Source organism: Actinomadura nitritigenes, assembly GCF_017573545.1.
GTDB lineage: Bacteria > Actinomycetota > Actinomycetes > Streptosporangiales > Streptosporangiaceae > Spirillospora > Spirillospora nitritigenes.
The window spans coordinates 84633-104263 of record NZ_JAGEOK010000002.1 but is presented as its reverse complement, the minus strand read 5'-3'; the positions used below and the strand labels follow the sequence as shown (position 1 = coordinate 104263).

At 73.9% G+C, this 19631-nt stretch carries 20 protein-coding genes; 11 read left to right on the top strand and 9 right to left on the bottom strand.

Features of this window, described 5'->3' with window-relative positions:
- Positions 1-3: 3 nt before the first annotated feature.
- Positions 4-138, bottom strand: coding sequence for a hypothetical protein (locus tag J4557_RS50695; RefSeq protein ID WP_279575951.1), 135 nt, complete (start codon positions 136-138; stop codon positions 4-6).
- Between the two features lie 210 nt (positions 139-348).
- Here J4557_RS50695 and ybiA point away from each other — a divergent pair, with 210 nt between their 5' ends.
- Positions 349-876 carry a riboflavin biosynthesis intermediates N-glycosidase gene (gene ybiA / locus J4557_RS02780; protein WP_208264734.1) on the top strand — a complete coding sequence of 176 codons (528 nt, stop codon included), beginning with the start codon at positions 349-351 and terminating at the stop codon, positions 874-876.
- Between the two features lie 33 nt (positions 877-909).
- Here the strand turns inward: ybiA and J4557_RS02775 are convergent, their stop codons facing one another.
- Positions 910-3021 (bottom strand): DUF1990 family protein, encoded by a 2112-nt coding sequence (locus tag J4557_RS02775; protein ID WP_208264733.1) that lies wholly within the window; start codon positions 3019-3021, stop codon positions 910-912.
- 149 nt (positions 3022-3170) lie between these two features.
- On the bottom strand, positions 3171-3956 hold the full coding sequence (locus J4557_RS02770) for an amidohydrolase family protein (RefSeq protein ID WP_208264732.1): 786 nt from the start codon (positions 3954-3956) through the stop codon (positions 3171-3173).
- A gap of 127 nt (positions 3957-4083) precedes the next feature.
- Here J4557_RS02770 and J4557_RS02765 point away from each other — a divergent pair, with 127 nt between their 5' ends.
- On the top strand, positions 4084-4461 hold the full coding sequence (locus J4557_RS02765) for a MerR family transcriptional regulator (protein ID WP_208264731.1): 378 nt from the start codon (positions 4084-4086) through the stop codon (positions 4459-4461).
- A gap of 63 nt (positions 4462-4524) precedes the next feature.
- Here the strand turns inward: J4557_RS02765 and J4557_RS49220 are convergent, their stop codons facing one another.
- Positions 4525-5673 (bottom strand): terpene synthase family protein, encoded by a 1149-nt coding sequence (locus J4557_RS49220; protein WP_243775197.1) that lies wholly within the window; start codon positions 5671-5673, stop codon positions 4525-4527.
- Complete coding sequence (locus tag J4557_RS49215; protein WP_243775196.1) at positions 5674-6654, bottom strand: terpene synthase family protein; 981 nt, start codon at positions 6652-6654, stop codon at positions 5674-5676.
- 117 nt (positions 6655-6771) lie between these two features.
- Here J4557_RS49215 and J4557_RS02755 point away from each other — a divergent pair, with 117 nt between their 5' ends.
- Both J4557_RS02755 and J4557_RS02750 read left to right on the top strand, forming a co-directional pair.
- Positions 6772-7146 carry a phage holin family protein gene (locus J4557_RS02755; protein WP_208264730.1) on the top strand — a complete coding sequence of 125 codons (375 nt, stop codon included), beginning with the start codon at positions 6772-6774 and terminating at the stop codon, positions 7144-7146.
- Positions 7147-7201: 55 nt separating this feature from the next.
- Positions 7202-8059, top strand: a complete 858-nt coding sequence (locus J4557_RS02750) for a Cgl0159 family (beta/alpha)8-fold protein (RefSeq protein WP_208264729.1) — start codon at positions 7202-7204, stop codon at positions 8057-8059.
- 76 nt (positions 8060-8135) lie between these two features.
- Here the strand turns inward: J4557_RS02750 and J4557_RS02745 are convergent, their stop codons facing one another.
- The gene (locus J4557_RS02745; RefSeq protein WP_208264728.1) at positions 8136-8852 is read right to left on the bottom strand and encodes an LmeA family phospholipid-binding protein; all 717 of its coding nucleotides are present in this window, start codon (positions 8850-8852) and stop codon (positions 8136-8138) included.
- A 113-nt stretch (positions 8853-8965) separates the two neighbouring features.
- Between J4557_RS02745 and J4557_RS02740 the strand changes: the two genes are divergently transcribed.
- The 6 genes from J4557_RS02740 to J4557_RS02715 all read left to right on the top strand — a co-directional run bounded on the left by J4557_RS02740 (position 8966) and on the right by J4557_RS02715 (position 17439).
- Complete coding sequence (locus J4557_RS02740; protein ID WP_208264727.1) at positions 8966-11458, top strand: FHA domain-containing protein; 2493 nt, start codon at positions 8966-8968, stop codon at positions 11456-11458.
- A gap of 53 nt (positions 11459-11511) precedes the next feature.
- Entirely contained in the window at positions 11512-12024 is a 513-nt protein-coding gene (locus J4557_RS02735) for a VOC family protein (RefSeq protein WP_208264726.1), read from the top strand.
- A gap of 33 nt (positions 12025-12057) precedes the next feature.
- Positions 12058-12609 carry a 2Fe-2S iron-sulfur cluster-binding protein gene (locus J4557_RS02730; protein WP_208264725.1) on the top strand — a complete coding sequence of 184 codons (552 nt, stop codon included), beginning with the start codon at positions 12058-12060 and terminating at the stop codon, positions 12607-12609.
- Positions 12606-13580, top strand: coding sequence for an FAD binding domain-containing protein (locus J4557_RS02725; protein WP_208264724.1), 975 nt, complete (start codon positions 12606-12608; stop codon positions 13578-13580). Before J4557_RS02730 ends, J4557_RS02725 begins: the two co-directional genes overlap by 4 nt.
- Positions 13577-15634 carry a xanthine dehydrogenase family protein molybdopterin-binding subunit gene (locus tag J4557_RS02720; RefSeq protein ID WP_208264723.1) on the top strand — a complete coding sequence of 686 codons (2058 nt, stop codon included), beginning with the start codon at positions 13577-13579 and terminating at the stop codon, positions 15632-15634. Before J4557_RS02725 ends, J4557_RS02720 begins: the two co-directional genes overlap by 4 nt.
- Positions 15635-15780: 146 nt before the next feature.
- Positions 15781-17439: an L-lactate permease gene (locus tag J4557_RS02715; protein ID WP_208264722.1), complete on the top strand. Its 1659-nt coding sequence runs from the start codon at positions 15781-15783 to the stop codon at positions 17437-17439.
- Positions 17440-17444: 5 nt separating this feature from the next.
- On the opposite strand, the gene J4557_RS02710 is transcribed toward J4557_RS02715, so the two are convergent.
- Positions 17445-17690: a DUF2630 family protein gene (locus J4557_RS02710; RefSeq protein ID WP_208264721.1), complete on the bottom strand. Its 246-nt coding sequence runs from the start codon at positions 17688-17690 to the stop codon at positions 17445-17447.
- A 64-nt stretch (positions 17691-17754) separates the two neighbouring features.
- Between J4557_RS02710 and J4557_RS51495 the strand changes: the two genes are divergently transcribed.
- A complete protein-coding gene (locus J4557_RS51495; protein WP_208264720.1) occupies positions 17755-18234 on the top strand; it encodes an STAS domain-containing protein in 480 nt (159 codons plus the stop codon).
- Positions 18235-18252: 18 nt separating this feature from the next.
- Here J4557_RS51495 and J4557_RS02700 read toward each other — a convergent pair whose 3' ends face one another.
- Positions 18253-18783, bottom strand: coding sequence for a nuclear transport factor 2 family protein (locus tag J4557_RS02700; RefSeq protein WP_208264719.1), 531 nt, complete (start codon positions 18781-18783; stop codon positions 18253-18255).
- Between the two features lie 86 nt (positions 18784-18869).
- Entirely contained in the window at positions 18870-19607 is a 738-nt protein-coding gene (locus tag J4557_RS02695) for a hypothetical protein (RefSeq protein WP_208264718.1), read from the bottom strand.
- Between the last annotated feature and the right edge of the window lie 24 nt (positions 19608-19631).

Genomic DNA, 19631 nt, shown 5'->3' with positions numbered 1-19631 from the left:
CGGTCAACGTGCGGCGAGGTCGTCCTCCGAGGAGGCCGCCTCGGCGTCCAGAGGACGCTCGGAGTCGCTGTCCGCGGGGCGGCGCTCCGGCCACGAGTTGATCCGCGTGCGACGAGGGTTCGCCAGAGCGTTGTCCATTTCTACTGCTGTCCTCCCGTTGACGACGGCCCGTGATTCTCGGCATCCGGGCCGACCGAAATAAGAAGATCTTCCCCGATACCCCACCCGGTTTAGCAAAATGGTCTAGACCGCGCGGCCTGCACCCGTGACAACGCTCCACCCGGGTGCCGCATTCCGCCGCCCGAAACCGGCTCGCGCCCCGGGTCCGGCCCTGCCACCATCGTCGGCATGGACGTCCAGCAGCTCATCCGCCTGCACGACGCGGGCACCCCGCCGAAGTACCTGTTCTTCTGGGGCCACCGGACGCCGGGCCCCGGCTATCTCAGCCAATGGTGGCCGTCGCCTTTCACCGTCGGCGGAGTGACCTATGCCACGGCGGAGCATTACATGATGGCCGAGAAGGCCCGGCTGTTCTCCGACGAGGAAACGGCCGCCGCCGTCGTCGCCGCGCCCCACCCGGGCGCCGCCAAGGACCTCGGCCGCCGCGTCCGCGGCTTCGACGAGGACGCCTGGGCCGCCCACCGCACGTCCATCGTCGTCGCCGGGAACCGGGCGAAGTTCACCCAGAACGCGGAGCTGCGCGACTACCTCGCCGCCACCCGTTCCCGCGTCCTCGTGGAGGCCAGCCCCCTCGACCGCGTCTGGGGCATCGGCCTCGCCGCCGACGATCCGCGCGCCGCGAACCCCGCCGAATGGCAGGGGCGGAACCTCCTGGGCTTCGCGCTGATGACCGTCCGCGACTCGCTCACCGCCTGACCCGCGTCCCGCTGGCCGCGAGCGGCCCCGGCGTCAGCCGCCCGCGTCCCGGACGCCGGCCCCCGCGTCCCGCGCGGTGCGCCGCGCGGCGAGCGCCGCTTCGGTGAGGTCGGCCATGCGCAGGCACGCCCGCCGCTGGTATTCGAGCTGGGTCGGGCGGCCGAACAGGGCGAACCCGAGCCGGACGACCGGATCGCGGATGCCGGCGACCTGCGAGAAGGCGCGCAGGCGGAACTCCACCTCCCCGGTGTCGAGCCACTTGAGGACCTCCTGGTCCATCTGGCCGCGTTCCAGGTGCCCGTCCAGCGTCCGGTAGTTCCAGCCCCACACGCGCGCCCGCCGCCCGTCCTCCTCGACGACCGTGTCGACGACGTCGCCGACCCGGACGCCGAGGTGGAAGCGCAGCCCGAAGAACCTCGCCTCCAGCAGCATGTCGGCGCCGGGCTCGGGCTCGCCCGACCGGTAGGCGCTCCGGATGATCCGCGGATCGGCGAACTCGTAGTCCCGGACGAGGCGGCGCGCGATCTCCCAGCTGCCCTCCGGCTCCGGCGGGCCGGGGCGCTCCAGCGGGAGCGGCTGGCGGCGGTCGTCGATGTGCCAGCCGGCCGGCCCGGCGTTCTCCGGCCGGTCCCGGGCCTCGAAGTTCACGGGCCGCTCCGGCAGCCCCTCGAAGAGCCGCTGGAGCCGGCGGTGCTCTCGTGGGCCCCTGCGCTGGGTGGTGCCCTTCCGGCGGCGGGTCAGGCCCGTGCCCGTGCGGAGGTCGACCTGCTGGACGGCGTCGTAGGAGCGGCGCCGCACCTGCTGGAGCGGACCGGCGGGCCGCAGCCCCGTGATCGGGTGCCGTGCCGGGTTGAAACGCACCGGCACGGGGTCGTCGGTGCGCGCGGGCCGCGTGAGGACCAGTTCCCCGAACCGCTCCCACGGTCCGAGTTCGGTGGCCACGACCAGGTCCATCCGGATCGGCCCCTCGCCGGCGGCACGGGCCAGGGCGGCGGTGTCCCCCCGGAGGGGGCGCCGCGCGACCGCGCCCAGCAGGACGTGGCGGTCGCCCGCGGTGTACGGCAGCAGGCAACCGTAGAAGCCGGGCCCCCATCGCGCCGCCGGGCGGAGCAGGTGGCGGCCGAGCCGTCCGTGGCCCGTCGTGGCCAGCAGCAGCTCGGCGGTCGCCGGTTCACCGCCGTCCGCGGCGTCCGCGGGCTGCCGCCATCGCAGCGCCAGCCCGAGGACGTCCGGGAACGGGGACGGCAGGCCGACCGCCCGGGACAGCCGCGCCAGGCCCCGCAGCTCCGCCGTGTCGTCCAGCAGCGGGACGCCCCAGAAGCGGGACGTGCCGGACAGCCGCAGCGTCGCGTCGAGGACGAGCCCGCGGGCGTGCAGCGCCCGGCCGCCGCGCGCCTTCGCCAGCGCGGTGAACGCCCGGGCGAGCGCGCCGGCCACCGGCCCGACGAGATGGCGCCCGTCGAACCGCGAGGAGTCCCCGGCGATCTCGGTCCGTTCGGTGAGGACCTCGACGTCCCCCGCCGGCCGCCCCCCGGCCAGCTCGGCCACCCGGCAGCAGAAGTGCGTCCACATGTGGAGCTGCATCTCCTTGGCCATGCGCACCCGGTCGTAGAGCAGGTCCGCCAGCCGGTCGCCGCTCCGCGTCCACGACTCGATGGTGAACCGCAGCGCGCCGTCCTCGGTGTCCTTCGCGCGGAACTCGATCTCGCCCGCCTCGATGTGCCCCTGGAGGGTCGCGAGCCGGAAGGACCGCGGCGTCCGCTCCACCACGCGCACCGGGAGGTTCCACGGGCCCGGCATGTGGACGTCGTACTCGTCGCCGAGCTCCAGCCGCGGGGAGGACCCGGAGATCTTGTCGAAGACCGCGAACTCGACCGGGGACGCGGTGTTGACGTCGGCGCGCAGCCGGTCCATCAGCGCGGGCGCGTCCAGGTCGCTGCCGACGATCCGGACCGAGTAGCGCCGCTGGTAGACGGGGCCGACCCCCTGGCGCAGCCCCTGGACCCGGTCCCCGCCGCGCTGCGGGAGCCGCGCCGGGTCGAAGCCCGGCCCCGTCCGGAGCCGCTCCCGCTGCGTCGTGCGGGCCGTCCGGCGCCATCGCCAGAGCGCGATGCCCGCCCCCGCCGGCCAGCGTGCGGCCCGCACACGCTGCCGCCACCGTCTCCGCACGGCGCCCCCCGGATGACTCGCGCCTTCGCCGCCACGTCCTCACCACGCGTGTCTTCGTGCTGGTCAGGCCCTACCCGCGCCGGCGGTGCCCAACCAGCGCCGCCCGCCGGCGCGGGTCCGCGTCCTCAGAGGGCGAGCATCTCGGCGAGGGTGCCGCCGAGGACCCGGTCGCGGACCTCGCCGGGGGACGTGGCGCGCTCGACGGTCAGGCGCGCGAGCACGGGATCGCCGTAGGGCGCGTCGGAGCCGAACAGGGTGCGGTCGGGGATCTCCGCGATCGCCACCCGCACCGCGAAGACGATGGGCGCGGTGGACAGCTCCAGGTACATGTTCGGCGTGTCGCGGACGAGCTCGATCGCGCGCATCCAGTGGGCCCCGCCGAGCTGGCTCACCACCAGCGGGACGCGCGGGTACCGGCGGGCGAGCCCCGCGAGCGTCTCCAGGTCGTCCCCGGTGGCGGGCGCCGACCCGTGCACCACGACGGGCAGGCCGCCGTGGTCGCGGGCGGCCCGCAGCACCGGTTCCACGAGGTCGGCGCGGCCCGGCGGCGGCGTCAGCTCGCCGATGCCGTGCAGGCCGGCCCCCACCACGTCGCGTTCCACGGTCGCGGCGATCTCCTCGCCGGCCAGGTCGAGCGGGACGGACAGGAACCCGATGAAGCGGTCCGGGCGCGCCGCGAGGGCGGCGGCGTGCTCCGCCCAGGCGGCCCTGTAGGAGTCGAGCGAGTTCGCCCGGCCGCCGAGGCTCCTGCCCAGGACGTCCATCTCCCGGCGCAGCGACGCCAGGTCGGCGGCCCGCTCGGGATGCGGGCGGGTCGCGAACAGCACCGCCCGGTCGACCCCGGCGTCGTCCAGCAGGGCGATGTGGTCCTCGACGGGATCGTGGACGTGCCCGTGCGCATCGATGATCATCTTTTCCTCCGGTGCGGAATAGGGCACCACCGTCACTCCTTGACACCGTTGGAAGGTCAAGCCGAGAAGGCCGCCCGTGCTGATCGGGAAGCCGTGCTGATGGCAGGAGCGCGCTGATGGGAGAGCCGTGCTGATCGGGGAGCTGTCCCGGCGCACCGGGGTGAGCGAGCGGCTGATCCGCTACTACGAGGACCAGGGCCTGCTGGAGTCGCGCCGCCGCGCCAACGGCTACCGCGAGTACGGCGACGACGCCGAGCTGACGGTGGCCCGGATCCGGGCGCTCCTCGCCGCCGGCCTGCCGACGCGGTCGATCGCGCGCCTCCTGCCCTGCGCCGCGGGCGTCGACGCGCTGCGCCCGTGCCCCGGCACGCTGGAGGTGCTGCACGATCGGCTTGAGGAGCTCGACCGCCGCGCCGCCGAGATCGCCGAGGCCCGCGCCCTGCTCACCCGCACCATCACCCGCACCGAGGCCGTCGCCGCACTGGACGGAGACGGCGCCGGCTGACGGCGCACCGCCCACCGGGTCCGGCCGGCGGCGGTGGGAGAGCGGCCGTCCGCGCGGCGACGGTCAGCCGATGGTGGTCGGGCCGAGGCGGAGGGCGGCGGCCTTCGGCGGGCGGACGGGTTCGCGCTGGTCGTAGCGGGCGGTCTCGCGGTGCCACGTGAGGATGCCGGCCATCCAGTCGCGGAGCTCCGAGACGTAGGCGTCGAGGGCGGCGCGGGTGTCGCCGTCGAGACCCATGTCGGCGGCCAGGGCCGGGAGTTCGGCGGTGGCGAGCCGCTCGAACTGGCGGCGGCGGGACGCCATGAGGTCGTTGACGATGGGGATCGCCTCGTCGCGCCCGCAGTCGAGGAAATGCTGCACGGCGAGGACGCCGTTGCTCAGCTCGCCGTCGTACTCGATCTCCTTCTGGTAGGAGAAGACGTCGTTGAGGAGGCACGCGCAGTCCATCGCGGACGCGTCGATCTCCTGGAGGGTGCGGGTGGCGAGGACCTCGGCGGGGATCTCGCGGAAGAGGCCGATGCGCGTCAGGGCCATCGTGAGTTCGGACCCGAAGGTGCGGCGGCGCATCTCGATGTAGTCGACGGGGTCGGGAATGCGGGACTGGAGCTGGTTGTGCAGTTCCCACAGCCAGCTGTCCACCATGTGCTCGACGGCGGCGCGGAACTCCCGGCGGCCCCGGCCGTTCATGGGGGACGCGGTGCGGTGCCAGAGATCGATGAGGCCGGTCTCGAAGGGGTTCTCGGGGACGGGCGTGGGGCCGCAGTCCAGCGGCATGAACGCGGGGATGCGCGAGCAGAACCGTTTCGCGCCGGCGAAGTCGCGGTCGCGGTTGAAGACGGCGGGGAAGTAGTCGTCGCCGAAGGTGCCCCACGCCAGCCACTGGGTGGCGAGGTCGAGGGACTCGGGCGCGGAGTCGGGGTCGATGGACGCCGAGCAGACCGCGAAGTCGAACCCGGCGAGCTTCTCGGCCGTCCAGAGCGGGACGGGATGCCGGGGGAGCGGCGCGAGCATCCCCATGGCGGCGCACCAGGCGATGACGTTCTTCCGCGCCCTTCCCCGGTGCGGGTTCACGCGCGCCCGGTACGGCATGTCGAATTCCGGGAGGGGCGTCGGGCCCACCTTCTGGTACGGGACGTGGGGACGGCTGAGGCGGGCCGACCCGACCAGGGCGGGGATGCGGGTGGCCGACATCCCGATGGACTTCTCGTTCATTTAGCGGCTGGAGCGCAGGTGCCATTCGTGGCCGCCGGACTGCCAATCCTGGAGGCCCTTGACGTAGGCGGTGACGGCGGCCCTCTCCGCGGGGGTGAGCGTGTGCTCCTCGTAGAGCGGGGGGAGCTCGGTGAGGGCGGTGTTCTCGAACTGGCGCAGCCGCGAGGTGAGCAGGTCGTTGACGGTGTCGGCGGCCTGCTGGGGCGCGACGCCGAGGAAGTGCTCGACGACCAGAACGCAGTTGTTGATCTCGCCCTCGGTCTCCGTCTCGCGCTGGTAGGAGAAGATGTCGTTGCGCAGGTGGACGCCGTCGGCGAAGGCGTCCTTCAGCACGCGCAGCGGGCGGGTGCCGACGACGCGGGCGGGGACCTCGACCCCGGCGGCGTGCTCGACGAGGTCCGCCGACCAGGGGGCGCCGCCGACCTTGCGGCGCATCTGGACGTACTCGACGGGGTTGGGGACGCGTCCGGTGCTGATGTTGGACAGCTCCCACAGCGACTCGCGGAGCAGCGCGTCGGTGCTCTCGGCGAAGCGGCGGCGCCAGGCCGGGGAGCGGGCGGGGACGGTGCGGGCCCACAGGTCGGCGAGGCCGCGCTCGACGGCGTTCCGCGGTTCGGGCGGTTCGAGCGACATGAACGCGGGGAGCCGGTCGAGGTAGGCGCGGGCGCCCGCCTGGTCCTGCGGCCGCTTGAACACCTCGAGGAAGTGGTCGTCGAAGTAGAAGACCCAGACGTACCAGTCGGTGACGAGGTCGAGTTCGGGGCGGTCGCAGTCGGGATGGGTGTAGGCGCACAGCAGGGCGTAGTCCATCGCGTCGAGCGCGGCCTCGTCCCAGACATCGGGGGTGCCGGGGTCGCGGGTGTCGTCGAGCATGCCCATCGCGCGCGCCCAAGCCGTGCTGTGGGCGCGGGCCCGCTCCAGGTGCGGGTTCAGCCGGACCGGATACGGGACGTAGAAGTCGGGCAGCTCGAACGGTTGCATCGACCGGACACGCCTTCCTACTCGGGGACGGTTCGCAACTTACAGCAGGCGCAAAGTCGCGGACAGTGACATCTCCCTCTCCTGAATCCTTCGCAATGCAACGGGTAAGTCGAGGTCATGGCGAAGTCGCGAGCCGCGGCGAAGATCAAGGACGATCCGGTGGAGGAGAACCTGGCACTCGTCCGGCAGGTCATCGATGCCGCGCAGCAGGAAATGGTCACGAAGGCGCGCAAGCGGGTGCCCGCGCTGCGGTTCGGCGCGCTGGCGGGGGCGCTCGGGGTCATGGCGACCGCGGCGTCGTACCGCATGAACGTGCAGCTGCTGGAGCGCAAGCTGCCGCCGGAGCTGGCGTCGTTCGTCGCGGCGCTGGCGTACGGGGGCGGCGCGGGGGCGGCCGCGATGGCGGCGTCCCGCAAGTGGAAGGGGCTGCCCGCGCCGCTGCCGACGGAGACGGCCCGGCAGGTCGCGGAGATCATCACCGACTCCGGCTGAAGCGCCGCGGGCCCCCCGATTGACAGCGCCGCATGATCGTCACAGACTCGGCGGAGTGCGCATCGGCGAGCTGACGGACGTCCGGGCCGTCCGGCCGGAGGCGGTCGCCGAGGCGGTGGCCCGCCGGGTCCGGCCCCCGTCCCTCCCCGACCGGCCGTTGATCATCGCGGCGGACCATCCGGCGCGGGGAGCGCTCGCGGCGGGCGGCGATCCGGTCGCCATGGCCGACCGCGGCGACCTGCTCGAACGGCTCTGCACGGCGCTGGAGCGCCCCGGCGTGGACGGCGTGCTCGGCGCGCCCGACGTCATCGAGGACCTGGCGCTGCTGGGCGTGCTCGACGGCAGGCTCGCGATCGGCTCGATGAACCGGGGCGGGCTCGCGGGGTCGGTGTTCGAGATCGACGACCGGTTCACCGCCTACGACGCGGACGCGATCGCGGCGTCCCGGCTCGACGGCGGCAAGATGCTGCTGCGCATCGACGACGGCGACCCGGCGACGGCCCGGACGCTGGAGGCGTGCGGGCGCGCCGTCACGGGCCTGGCGGGGCACCGGCTGCTCGCGATCGTGGAGCCGTTCGTCGCGCACCGCGCCGAGGGGCGCCTCCGCAACCTGCTGACGCCGGAGGCGATGATCCGCGCGGTGTCGGTCGCGTCCGGGCTCGGCGCCACGTCGGCGTACACGTGGCTGAAGGTGCCGGCCGTGCCGGACATGGAGCGGGTCGCGGCGGCGACGACGCTGCCGCTGCTGCTGCTCGGCGGCGACATCGGCGACGACCCGCGCCCCGTGCTGGACGGGTGGCGCCGCGCCCTGCGGCTGCCCGGCGTGAGGGGCCTGGTCGCCGGCCGCTCCCTGCTCTACCCGCCGGACGGCGACGTGCGCGGCGCCGTGGACGCCGCCGCCGAACTCCTCTGACCCCGCCGCGACCCCCGCCGCGACCCCCGCCGCGACCCCCGCCGCGACCCCCGCCGTGATCCGGCGCGGGCGCGGGTCAGGAGTCGCTGAACTTCACGTTGCGGCCGGTCACGTGGAGGCCGACGCCGGCGGCCGAGACGGTGACGCTCTGGAACGTCAGCCCCATCGGCAGGCCCTTCACCGGGACGGTGAAGTCGAGGTCGTTGCCGATGTCGGAGCGCGAGAACCCCTCGATCGACTGGGTCCGCACCACGATGCTGTTCCCCTGCTTGGTGACCGTCGCGGTGGCGGTGGCCTCCGTGATCCCGAGGTCCATCTTGGCCTTGACCAGGTTGTTCCCGGCGGCCGTCAGCACGAGGTCGGGATTGTCGCTGGCGCTCGCGAGGTCCTTGAAGCTGACGAACGCGGTGCCGTCCACGCTGCCGAGCGTGCCGCTGCTGAAACCGGAGTCGACCCGGACGTCCCGAGCGCGCACTTTGAGGTTCGTGATGCGCAAGGGGCCCTCGGTGATTCTGCCCGCCTCGAGCCGCACATCGCCGAAGTGGCGGGACACGACCTGGGTGAGGAACGGGAATCCCTTGATCGTCACTTTCGGCGTCGTCGGGAATCCCTCCTTTTTGATCTGCACAGCCATCTCGTGCTGCGCGAAGACCACGCCGCCGCGGTCGGCCGCCGCGATGAGCAGCGCGAGCAGCACGACGGCGCAGATCAGGACGGTCAGCCACCGTGGCCGCCCGCGCCGCGGAAGGCGTTCGACACGGGTGACGGCGGCCGCGCCCGGCGGATTCGCCATGGCGTTCACTCAATTCCGTCGCCGGGGCCGTGTCAATGGGACCGGTGTCCCGTGAATACCGGGCCGGAAAAAGGGGCCGCGACATTTCCGGGGCGAGGACTTACACTCCCCGCATGACGGCCGGACCTTCCGCCGAATCGCTCGCCGCGCCCGTTCTCGTCGTCCGCACGCGGGACCGGGTGCACCGGCTGCGTCCCGGGGGCTCCTACCGCATCGGCCGCGACCCCGCGTCCGACATCGCGCTGTCGGATCCGCGCGTCTCGTGGTGGCACGCCGTGCTGCGGACGGGCCCGGACGGATGGCTGATCGAGGACGTCGGCAGCAGGAACGGCACGTTCTGCCAGGGCGGACGCATCGAGCGGATGGAGATCGGCGGGCAGCGGACGTTCCTGCTCGGGCACTCCACCGAGGGCGAGAGCCTCTCCTGCTTCCCGGAGAGCCCGCCGCCGAGCCGCCGCCAGGTGTACCCGCCGGCGGCCGGGCACGGGGCGCCGCCCGCCCAGTCGCCGACGCCGCCGGGCCGCGGGGCGGGGAACCCGCGCCCGCCGTCGGGCACGGCGCCGCCCGTCCCGCAGCGGCCCCCGTTGCCCCGCACGGTGCCGCCGCCGCGGCCGGAACCGGCCGCGGGGTTCCGGCCGAGCGTCGACCGGAACCCCAGCCAGATCATCCGGGTGGCGCCGAAGACGCTGCGGATCGGCCGCGCCGCCGACAACGACATCGTCGTGCCGGACCTGGTGGTGTCGCGGCACCACGCGGAACTGCGCAGCCTCGGCCCGGGACGGCACCGGATCGTCGACCTCGGCAGCCACAACGGCACCTACGTCAACGGCAACCGGGTCGAGTCGGCGGAGTTCACCGAGAACGACCTGCTCGGCATCGGGCACGCCACGTTCCAGCTGGTCGGCGAGGAGCTGCGGGAGTACGTCGACACCGGCGACGTGTCGCTGTCGGTGGAGGACCTGATCGTCCGGACGCCCGAGGGCAAGGTGATCCTGGACGGGGTCGGCTTCCCGATCCCGGAGCGATCGCTGGTCGGGGTGATCGGGCCGTCCGGCGCGGGCAAGTCGACGCTGCTCGGCGCGGTCACGGGGACGCGGCCCGCGACGGAGGGGACGGTCCGCTACGACGGCCGCGACCTGTACTCCGACTACGACGAGCTGCGGCACCGCATCGGCCTCGTCCCGCAGGAGGACATCCTGCACACCCAGCTCGACACGCGGAAGGCGCTGCTGTTCGCCGCCGAGCTGCGGTTCCCCGGCGACACCCGCAAGCAGGAGCGCGAGCAGCGGGTGGACGAGGTCATCGGCGAGCTCGGCCTCACCGCGCACGCCAAGACCCGCATCGACCGGCTGTCGGGCGGCCAGCGCAAGCGGGTCAGCGTCGCCCTGGAGCTGCTGACCAAGCCGTCGCTGCTGTTCCTCGACGAGCCGACGTCCGGCCTCGACCCGGGCCTGGACAAGACCGTCATGGAGATGCTGGCGGAACTGGCGCACGACGGCCGGACGGTCATCGTCGTCACGCACAGCGTCGCGAACCTGGACGCCTGCGACCGGCTGCTCGTGCTCGTCCCGGGCGGGCGCCTCGCCTACTACGGGCCGCCCGCGGAGGGGCTGGAGCACTTCGGGAAGAAGTCGTGGGCGGAGGTGTTCCAGGCGTTCGACCGGGAGCCGGACCGGGACTGGGCCACCGAGTTCCGCGGCTCGCCGCGTCATGCCCGGTACGTGGAGAGCGGCCGGCAGGGCGGCGCCGTGCAGGCCGACACGGCGGTGCCCGCGCCGCCGCCCCGGCAGCAGTCCCGGTTCGCGCAGCTCAGCACGTTGTGCCGGCGCTACCTCGCGGTGATCGCGTCCGACCGCAGCTACCTGGTGCTGCTCGGGGTGATGCCGCTGATCCTCGGCGGGCTGAGCGCGGCGATCCCGGCGCCGAAGGGGCTGACGGGGCCCTCGCCCAACGCCGACGCCGCGTCCAAGCTGATGGTGCTGGCGTTCGCGGCGTGCTTCGCGGGCACCGGCAACGCCGTCCGCGAGCTGGTCAAGGAGCGGACGATCTACAGCCGGGAGCGCGCGGCGGGCCTGTCGGCGGGCGTGTACCTGATGTCGAAGCTGCTGGTCCTCGGGGTGATCACGGCGCTGCAGGCGGTGGTGCTGGCGCTGATCGGGACGATCGGGGTGAAGCTGCCGCCCTCCGGGACGTTCACGGCGGTGCTGCCGGAGCTGATGCTGGCGATGGCGCTGCTCGGCGTGGTGTCGATGACGCTGGGGCTGCTGGTGTCGGCGTCGGTGAACAGCTCGGAGAAGACGCTGCCGCTGCTGATCGTGCTGTCGATGGGGCAGCTCGTGCTGTCCGGCGGGCTGGTGCGGCTCGCGGGCAAGCCGGGGCTGGAGCAGCTGGCGTGGCTGTCGCCGTCCCGCTGGGGGTTCGGCGCCGCCGCCGCGACCATCGACCTCGACTCGATCATGCCGCACCCGGGCGGCGCCGACCCGGCGTGGAAGCACGCGGTGAGCGCCTGGGGCATGGACCTCGGCATCGCGGCGGGCCTCGGCGTCCTGTTCTCCCTGCTGGCCTGGTACCGGCTGTACCGGCTGCGGCCCCGGCGCCGCCGCTGATCACGTGACGGCCGCCACGGGTTCGGCCCGGTGCGGCCGGGCATGCGAGCGGTATGAGCGCGAGGGGGATCGATCACGTCGGGGTGACCGTCCCGGACCTGGAGGCGGCCACCGCGTTCTTCGGCGCCGTGCTGGGGGCGCGGCCGCTGTACGACACGCTGCGCAGGGAGGACGGGCCGGTCACCGGACCGGAGACCGAGCGGCGCCTCGGCGTGCCCGCGGGCACCGAGGAGGTCGCGGTGCGGATGCTGCGGCTGCCGAACGGCCCGGGCCTGGAGCTGTTCGAGTTCCGCGGCACCGAGCGCCGCCCGCCCGCGCTGCCGAGCGACTTCGGCTGGCAGCACGTCGGCTTCTACGTGGACGACCTGGACGGGGCGGCGCGGAGCGTGGAGGACGCCGGCGGGGTGCTGCTCGGCGATCCGCAGCGGCTGCCGGGCCCCGAGTCCGGTGAGCACAACCGGTACCAGTACGCGCGGACGCCGTGGGGCAGCACCTTCGAACTGCTCACCTACCCCGATCCGCAGCCGTACGAGAAGGGCACCGCCGAGCGCCGCTGGACGCCCTGACTGCGCGTGCCGATCCCGGGTAGGGCCCCGGGCATGGACAGCGAAGTCACCCCGGTACACGCCGAGATCGCGCTGGTCGTGAACGGGACCGAGCACCGGCTCCGCGTCGACACGCGCGCGTCGCTGCTGGACACCCTGCGCGAGGACCTCGGGCTGACCGGCTCGAAGAAGGGCTGCGACCACGGGCAGTGCGGCGCGTGCACCGTCCTGCTGGACGGCCGCCGGGCGAACGCGTGCCTGGCCCTCGCCGTTGCGCACGACGGCGCCGAGGTCGTCACCGTGGAGGGGCTCGCGCGGGACGGCCGTCTCAGCCCGCTTCAGGAGGCGTTCATCGAGCACGACGGGTTCCAGTGCGGCTACTGCACGCCCGGGCAGCTCTGCTCCGCGACGGCCGTCCTGGACGAGGCGGGGAAGGGCTGGCCCAGCGCGGTGACCGAGGACCTCAGCGCCGACCCCGTCCTCGACGACGACGAGATACGCGAGCGCATGAGCGGCAACCTGTGCCGGTGCGGCGCGTACACGGGCATCGTCAAGGCGGTCCGGGAGGCGGCGCGCAAGACGGAGACGGAAGAGGCCAGGGCATGAGGCCCTTCGTGTACGAGCGCGCCGCGAGCGCCGACGACGCCCTGCGGATGCACGACGACGGGGCCCTCTATCTCGGCGGCGGCACCAACCTCGTCGACCTGATGAGGCTCGGCGTGGAGGAGCCGGCGCGGCTGGTGGACGTGTCCCGCCTGCCCTACGACGGGATCGAGCTGCGGCCCGACGGGAGCCTGCTCATCGGCGCCGCCGTCAGCAACAGCGCTCTCGCGGCGGACCGGACGGTGCGCGAGAGCCACCCCATGCTGGTGCAGGCCGTCCTGGCGGGGGCGTCCGGGCAGATCCGCAACCTCGCGACGGTCGGCGGCAACCTGCTGCAGCGCACGCGCTGCTCCTACTTCCAGGACACCGACAAGCCGTGCAACAAGCGCGACCCGGGCAGCGGCTGCCCGGCCCGGGAGGGCGAGCACCACAACCTCGCGATCCTCGGCCATTCCGAGGCGTGCGTCGCGACCCACCCGTCCGACATGGCGGTGGCCCTCGCGGCGCTCGACGCGACCGTCCACGTCCTCGGCCGCGACGGCGGGCGGACGATCCCGCTCCGGGAGCTGCACCGGCTGCCCGGCGACGAGCCGCAGCGCGACACGGTCCTGGAGAACGGCGACCTCATCACGGCCGTGGAGGTGCCGCCCCTGGACATCCCGTCCCGGTACCGCAAGGTCCGCGAGCGCGCGTCGTTCGCGTTCGCGCTGGTGTCGATCGCGGCCGCGCTCGACGTGGAGGGCGGCACCGTCCGGGACGTGCGGATCGCGCTGGGCGGCGTCGCGCACAGGCCGTGGCGGGCACGCCGCGCCGAGGAGGCGCTGCGGGGCGCACCGGCGATCGGCGAGGAGTTCCAGCGCGCCGCCGAGGCGGAGCTCGCCCGCGCCGAGCCGCTGCGCGACAACGCCTACAAGGTGCCCCTCGCCCGCAACCTGATCGTCCGGACGCTGACCGAGCTGGGGGAGCAGCCATGACCGACCGGCTGGAGAGCCGCGAGAAGGTCACCGGGGCGGCCCGCTACGCCTACGAGTACCCGCTGGAGAACGCCGCCCACGCCGCGGCCGTGCAGTCGACCGTCGCCAAGGGCGAGATCACCGCGGTGGACGCGGACGCCGCGCTGCGCATCCCGGGCGTGCTGGCCGTCCTGTCGTGCGAGAACGCGCCGCACCTGCACGAGGTGCCGGACGGGGAGCTGGCGCTGTTCCAGTCCCGGACGGTCGCGTACCGCGGCCAGTTCGTCGCCGCCGTCGTCGCCGAGACGCTCGACATCGCGCGGGAGGCGGCGCGGCACGTCCGCGTCCACTACGTGTCCGAGCCGTTCGACGTGCGGCTCGCCGTGGACGACCCGCGCCTGTACAAGCCCGACAAGGTGAACCCGGCGTTCCCCACCGACACCGAGCAGGGCGACCCGGAAGGGGCCTTCGCCGGCTCGGCCGTGCGGGTGGACGCGACGTACACGACTCCGGCCGAGCACAACAACCCGATGGAGCCGCATGCGACCGCGGCCCGGTGGAACGCCGACGGCACGCTGACGCTCTACGACTCCACCCAGGGTGCCTCGCCGACGCAGGAGACGATCGCCCGGGTGTTCGGCCTCGACCGCACCCACGTGCGCGTCGTCGCCCCGCACGTCGGCGGCGGGTTCGGGTCCAAGGGCACGCCGCGGCCCAGCGTGGTGCTCGCGGCGATGGCGGCGGGCGCGGTGGGCCGTCCGGTGAAGTTCGCGGTGCCGCGCCAGCAGATGTTCGCCACCACCGGCTACCGGACCCCGACGATCCAGCGGTTCCGGCTCGGCGCCGACGCCGACGGCACGCTGAACTCGATCGTCCACGAGGTGTTCGAGCAGTCCTCGACCGTCACCGAGTTCGCCGAGCAGACCGCGGTCGCGACCCGCGTGATGTACCGGGCGGCCGACCGCCGCACCTCGCACCGGCTGGCCCGCCTCGACGTCCCGACGCCGTCGTGGATGCGGGCGCCCGGCGAGACGCCCGGCATGTTCGCGCTGGAGTCGGCGATGGACGAGCTGGCGTACGCGGCCGGCGTCGACCCGGTCGAGCTGCGGATCCGCAACGACACCGACCGGGAGCCGGAGAGCGGGCTCCCGTTCAGCTCCCGCAACCTCGTCGCGTGCCTGCGCGAGGGCGCCGACCGGTTCGGCTGGGAGCACCGCGACCCCGCGCCCGGCGCCCGGCGGGAGGGCGACAAGCTCGTCGGGACGGGCGTCGCCGCCTCCACCTACCCCGCCTACATGCGGCCCAACAAGGCCAGCGCGCGCGCCGACGCGGACGGCACGTTCACGGTCCGGATCGCCGCCGCCGACATCGGCACCGGCGCCCGCACCGCCCTCGCGCTGATCGCCGCCGAGGCGCTCAAGGCCGACGCCGACCGGGTGACCGTCGAGATCGGCGACAGCGCGCTGCCGCAGGCGACCGTCGCGGGCGGCTCCGCCGGCACCGCGAGCTGGGGCACCGCCGTCGTCCGCGCGTGCGAGGCGCTGCGCGGCAAGATGAACGGCTCCGTCCCGCCCGAGGGCCTGGAGGCGTCCGCCGACACCGCCGACGAGATCCGGGCGCGCGACGAGTACGCCCGGCACGCGTTCGGCGCGCAGTTCGCCGAGGTCGAGGTGGACGCCGACACCGGCGAGGTCCGGGTCCGCCGGATGCTCGGCGTGTTCGCCGCCGGGCGGATCATCAACCCGAAGGCCGCGCGGTCGCAGTTCGTCGGCGGCATGACGATGGGGATCGGCATGGCGCTGATGGAGGAGAGCGTCATGGACCCGCGGTACGGGGACTACGTCAACCGCGACCTCGCCCAGTACCACGTCCCGGCCTGCGCGGACGTCCGCGACATCGACGCGGTGTGGGTGGAGGAGTCCGACCCGCACCTGAACCCGATGGGGTCCAAGGGCATCGGTGAGATCGGCATCGTGGGCGCCGCCGCGGCCGTCGCGAACGCCGTGCACCACGCGACCGGCGTCCGCGTCCGCGACCTGCCGATCACGCCGGCGCGGCTGCTCCCGCTGCTCTGACCGCCCTTCCGGCGGCCCGGGAGTCCGGGGCCGCATCCGAACGGGCCCTGACTGATTGAAAAGTTCACTATCAGATGTGAGGCGGGACACACCACGGGGTATTGATCGTCCAACTCGGGGGCCGCTCCTAACCGCGAGGTGATCCCGTGTACCGACAGGTCCTCGATCCCGTGGCCGGCTCGCTCGGCTGGAGTTCGCTGGTCGCCGCGCTGCCGCTGGCGGTGCTGTTCGTCCTGCTCGGCGCCCTGCGAATGCGCGCCTGGCTGGCGTCCCTGATCGCGCTGGCGGTCTCCCTGGCCGTCGCGATCTGGACGTACGGGATGCCGGCGGGCCAGGCGTTCCTCGCCGGCAGCGAAGGCGCCGCGTTCGGCTTCTTCCCCATCCTGTGGATCGTCATCAACGCGCTGTGGGTCTACAACATCACGGTCGCGACCGGCCACTTCGACGTGCTGCGCCGGACGTTCGCGCGGGTCAGCGACGACCAGCGGCTGCAGGCGATCCTGATCGCGTTCTCCTTCGGCGCGCTGCTGGAGGCGCTCGCCGGGTTCGGCACCCCGGTCGCGGTCACCTCCGTGATGCTGATCGCGCTCGGCTTCCAGCCGCTGAAGGCCGCCGTCCTGGCGCTCACCGCCAACACCGCGCCCGTCGCGTTCGGCGCGATGGCCACGCCGATCCTCACGCTCGGGAAGGTCACCGGGCAGTCCAGCGACACGCTCGGCGCCATGGTCGGCCGGCAGACCCCGATCCTCGCCGTGTTCGTCCCGCTGATCCTCGTGCTGATCGCCGACGGCCGCCGCGGCGTCCGCGAGACGTGGCCGACCGCGCTGTTCTGCGGCGCCGCGTTCGGCGTCGCGCAGTACGCCACCGCCAACTTCGTCTCGGTGCCGCTCGCCGACGTCGTCGCGTCGCTGGTGTCGGCCGCCGCGGTCGTCCTCGTCGTCCGGCTGCGCCGCCCGCACGCCCCGGCCCGCCCGGTGATCGCCGGCGGCGCCGCCGACGAACCCACTCCCGAGTTCGCCGCCCGCGCCGGGCGCGGCGGAGCCCCCGGCGAGGCCCCCGCCGACGCGCGGGCCGACGTCGTCCGCGCCTACGCCCCCTACGCGATCATCATCGCGGTGTTCGTCGTCTGCCAGATCGACCAGGTCAAGAACTGGCTGAACGGTGCGACGCAGACGGTCGGCTGGCCCGGCCTGCACATCACGGGCGCGTCCGGCAAGCCGTCGACGCTGCCGACCTTCACCTTCAACTACTTCACCACGCCCGGCACCCAGATGCTCGTCGCGGGCCTCATCACCATGATCGCGCTGCGCGTCGGCGCGGTCCGCGCGCTGCGCGCCTACGGCACCACGCTCGTCCAGCTCCGCTGGGCGATCCTCACCGTGATGGCGGTGCTGGCCCTCGCGTTCGTGATGAACGCCTCCGGGCAGACGGTCACCCTCGGCACCTGGATGGCGGGCGCCGGCGGCGCCTTCGCCGTGCTGTCCCCGGTCCTCGGCTGGCTCGGCACCGCCGTGACCGGCTCGGACACCTCGTCCAACTCCCTGTTCGGCGCCCTGCAGATCACCGCCGCGAACAAGGCCGACCTGTCGCCCGTCCTGATGGCCGCCACCAACAGCTCCGGCGGCGTCCTCGGCAAGATGGTGTCCCCGCAGAACCTCGCGATCGCCGCGGCCGCCGTCGGCCTGGACGGCCGCGAGGGCGACATCTTCCGCCGCGTCGTGCTGTGGAGCCTGCTGTTCCTGGCCGGGATGTGCGTGCTGTCGGGCCTCCAGTCCACCGGGGTCCTGTCGTGGATGGTGCCGTGACGGCCCTACTGGCGGTAGCCCTCGACCTCGCTCGCCGGGCGCACGTGCGCCTCCTCGGGGTTCTGCCCCGCCTCGAGCCTGGCCCGCCGCTGGCGCAGCAGGTCCCAGCACTGGTCGAGGGCCACCTCCAGCTCCCGCAGCCTCCGTCTCGCGTCCTCACCGGTGGTCTCGGAGCGCTCATGCGCCTGCCGGAGCGCGTGCTCCTCGTCGATGAAGTCGTTGATCCGGGCCAGGATCGCCTTCTCGTCCATGAAAAGCCTCCCGATGATGGTTTTCCCGCGTGGTGGGGTCCAGAAGGTGTCAACAGGTGAGATCGTGGCATATACGGGCGTCCCCACGGTAGGCGGCGCCCCGGTCCCGAAGGGCGAGGAGCGGATGACGGTCTGGCGGATCACCGGCGGCGAGGGCGGTCCCGGCGGGGCGCGCCCGGAGCGCACCGCTCCCCGCTACGACGTCGTGGAACTCGACACCCCGCTGCTGCGCATCGAGGGCGCCGCGGACGCCCCGTGGCTGCGGATGGCCGGCGAGGTCGACGTCTCCAACGCGAGCGACCTCAAGCGCGCCCTGCGCGCCGCCCGCTCCCGGGTCGACGGCGACCTGCACGTCGACCTCGCCCGCATCGACTTCATCGACGTCGCGGGCCTGCGCGCCCTCACCCTCGCGGCCCGCGACCTCGCCGAACGCGAGGGTCTGCTGATCCTGCACTCGGTCACCGCGCACATCGACAAGCTCGTCCGCCTGATCGGCTGGGACGCCGTGCCCGGCCTGGAGCTGCACTGCCGCCTCCGCCGCTGACCCGGCCCGCCGCCGGGTTCAGGCGTCCGCGAGGCGTGCCATGGCGGCGCGGCGCTCCGGCGGGACGAGGGGCGGCTTGCCGGCCGTCCACGCGACGTCCAGGGCGACGGCGCGGAACCGCCAGCCCCCGGGCGTGCGGACGGCCTCCGCGTCGTAGTGCCCGCCGGACACGAACGTCTCGCCGAGGCGGTCGGCGCGGGCCTCCTGCGTGGACGCCGGGTGCACGTGGGTGTGGACGGCGCTCCAGCGCACCGCGGCCCGGTCGCCGTCCAGCGCGATCTCCGGGATGCCGGCGAGGTGCTGGGTCCGCCCGAAGCTGTCCATGGTCAGGTCCATCACCTCGGAGGCATGGCCCGTGTAGGCGCCGACGGGGTAGCGGACCCGGACGTCCTCGGTGAAGAGCGCCCGCGCCCACGCCGCGTCGAAGGGGTGCGCCCCCGGGTCCCGCTGCCGGTCGTCGATCGATCCGAAGAACCGGGCGACCAGCTCGGTGATCTCCGCGCGGTCCGCCAGCGCCCGCACCCTGTCCGCCAGTTCCTTGTCGTTCATCGCCTTCTCCTCTGTCCGGGAACACGATCGACGGTAGGAGCGGGCCGACCGGGCGGGCATCCGTCACCCGACCGGTCGGGCGCGGGTCACGCGGGTCCCGCCGGGCCCGTCGCCGCGCCGCGCTTGGGAGGCGGCGCCGGGCGGGCACCGGGGCGCCGTGCGCGGGAGGGGGAGCGGCGCGGCGCCGCGGCGGGCGCGAGCGGGACGGCGGAGACCGCGGGCGCCTCCGCGGCGCCGGGCCCGGTCGGCAGCGACCGGACCCACGCGGGCGTCCGCGTCTCCTTGACCGAGACGCGGACGCGCCGGTAGGCGGCGGCCTCGCAGGTGCGGTTCTGCGCGATGACCTCCCGGTAGAACCACTCCGAGGCGATCAGCGCCAGGACCCCGGCGGAGCCGCGCAGGGCCTCTTTGAGGGCCCCGGCCTCCAGCAGCCGGAACGGCAGGCTGACCGCGCTGCCCGCCACGCCGTGGCGGTCGTAGTGCACCTCCCCGGCGTGCACCGCGGCCCGCAGCCGGAACCGCGCCCCGGGCGCGGCGGTGCCGTTGTGCCGTTCGAGGCACGCCGCGAGCCGCGCCGGAAACGGTCCGGCGAGGTGCTCCTTCGGCACGGCGGGGTCGACGAGGATCAGGGCCCCGTCGCCCCGGTCCTCGCAGGTGACGTGCTCCGCGGGCACCCGCGACTCGGCCAGGGCCGTCTCCAGGGCGCGGAACAGGGCGTCGCGGACGGCGAGCTGGTCCCAGTTCGCCCGGACGCCGAACTTCTCGACGTCCACGCAGACGATCGACCGGTGCAGCGCGAACGGCACCTCGCGAGTACCGTGCATGTGCTCATGCTGATGCACAGTCTT

What these genes read in the sequence shown, in the direction of transcription:
- J4557_RS50695 (WP_279575951.1), bottom strand. Translation starts at nt 138, where the DNA reads ATGGACAACGCTCTGGCGAACCCTCGTCGCACGCGGATCAACTCGTGG.
- ybiA (WP_208264734.1), top strand. Translation starts at nt 349, where the DNA reads ATGGACGTCCAGCAGCTCATCCGCCTGCACGACGCGGGCACCCCGCCG.
- J4557_RS02770 (WP_208264732.1), bottom strand. Translation starts at nt 3,956, where the DNA reads ATGATCATCGATGCGCACGGGCACGTCCACGATCCCGTCGAGGACCAC.
- J4557_RS49220 (WP_243775197.1), bottom strand. Translation starts at nt 5,673, where the DNA reads ATGAACGAGAAGTCCATCGGGATGTCGGCCACCCGCATCCCCGCCCTG.
- J4557_RS49215 (WP_243775196.1), bottom strand. Translation starts at nt 6,654, where the DNA reads ATGCAACCGTTCGAGCTGCCCGACTTCTACGTCCCGTATCCGGTCCGG.
- J4557_RS02755 (WP_208264730.1), top strand. Translation starts at nt 6,772, where the DNA reads ATGGCGAAGTCGCGAGCCGCGGCGAAGATCAAGGACGATCCGGTGGAG.
- J4557_RS02745 (WP_208264728.1), bottom strand. Translation starts at nt 8,852, where the DNA reads ATGGCGAATCCGCCGGGCGCGGCCGCCGTCACCCGTGTCGAACGCCTT.
- J4557_RS02740 (WP_208264727.1), top strand. Translation starts at nt 8,966, where the DNA reads ATGACGGCCGGACCTTCCGCCGAATCGCTCGCCGCGCCCGTTCTCGTC.
- J4557_RS02735 (WP_208264726.1), top strand. Translation starts at nt 11,512, where the DNA reads ATGAGCGCGAGGGGGATCGATCACGTCGGGGTGACCGTCCCGGACCTG.
- J4557_RS02730 (WP_208264725.1), top strand. Translation starts at nt 12,058, where the DNA reads ATGGACAGCGAAGTCACCCCGGTACACGCCGAGATCGCGCTGGTCGTG.
- J4557_RS02725 (WP_208264724.1), top strand. Translation starts at nt 12,606, where the DNA reads ATGAGGCCCTTCGTGTACGAGCGCGCCGCGAGCGCCGACGACGCCCTG.
- J4557_RS02720 (WP_208264723.1), top strand. Translation starts at nt 13,577, where the DNA reads ATGACCGACCGGCTGGAGAGCCGCGAGAAGGTCACCGGGGCGGCCCGC.
- J4557_RS02710 (WP_208264721.1), bottom strand. Translation starts at nt 17,690, where the DNA reads ATGGACGAGAAGGCGATCCTGGCCCGGATCAACGACTTCATCGACGAG.
- J4557_RS02700 (WP_208264719.1), bottom strand. Translation starts at nt 18,783, where the DNA reads ATGAACGACAAGGAACTGGCGGACAGGGTGCGGGCGCTGGCGGACCGC.
- J4557_RS02695 (WP_208264718.1), bottom strand. Translation starts at nt 19,607, where the DNA reads ATGCACGGTACTCGCGAGGTGCCGTTCGCGCTGCACCGGTCGATCGTC.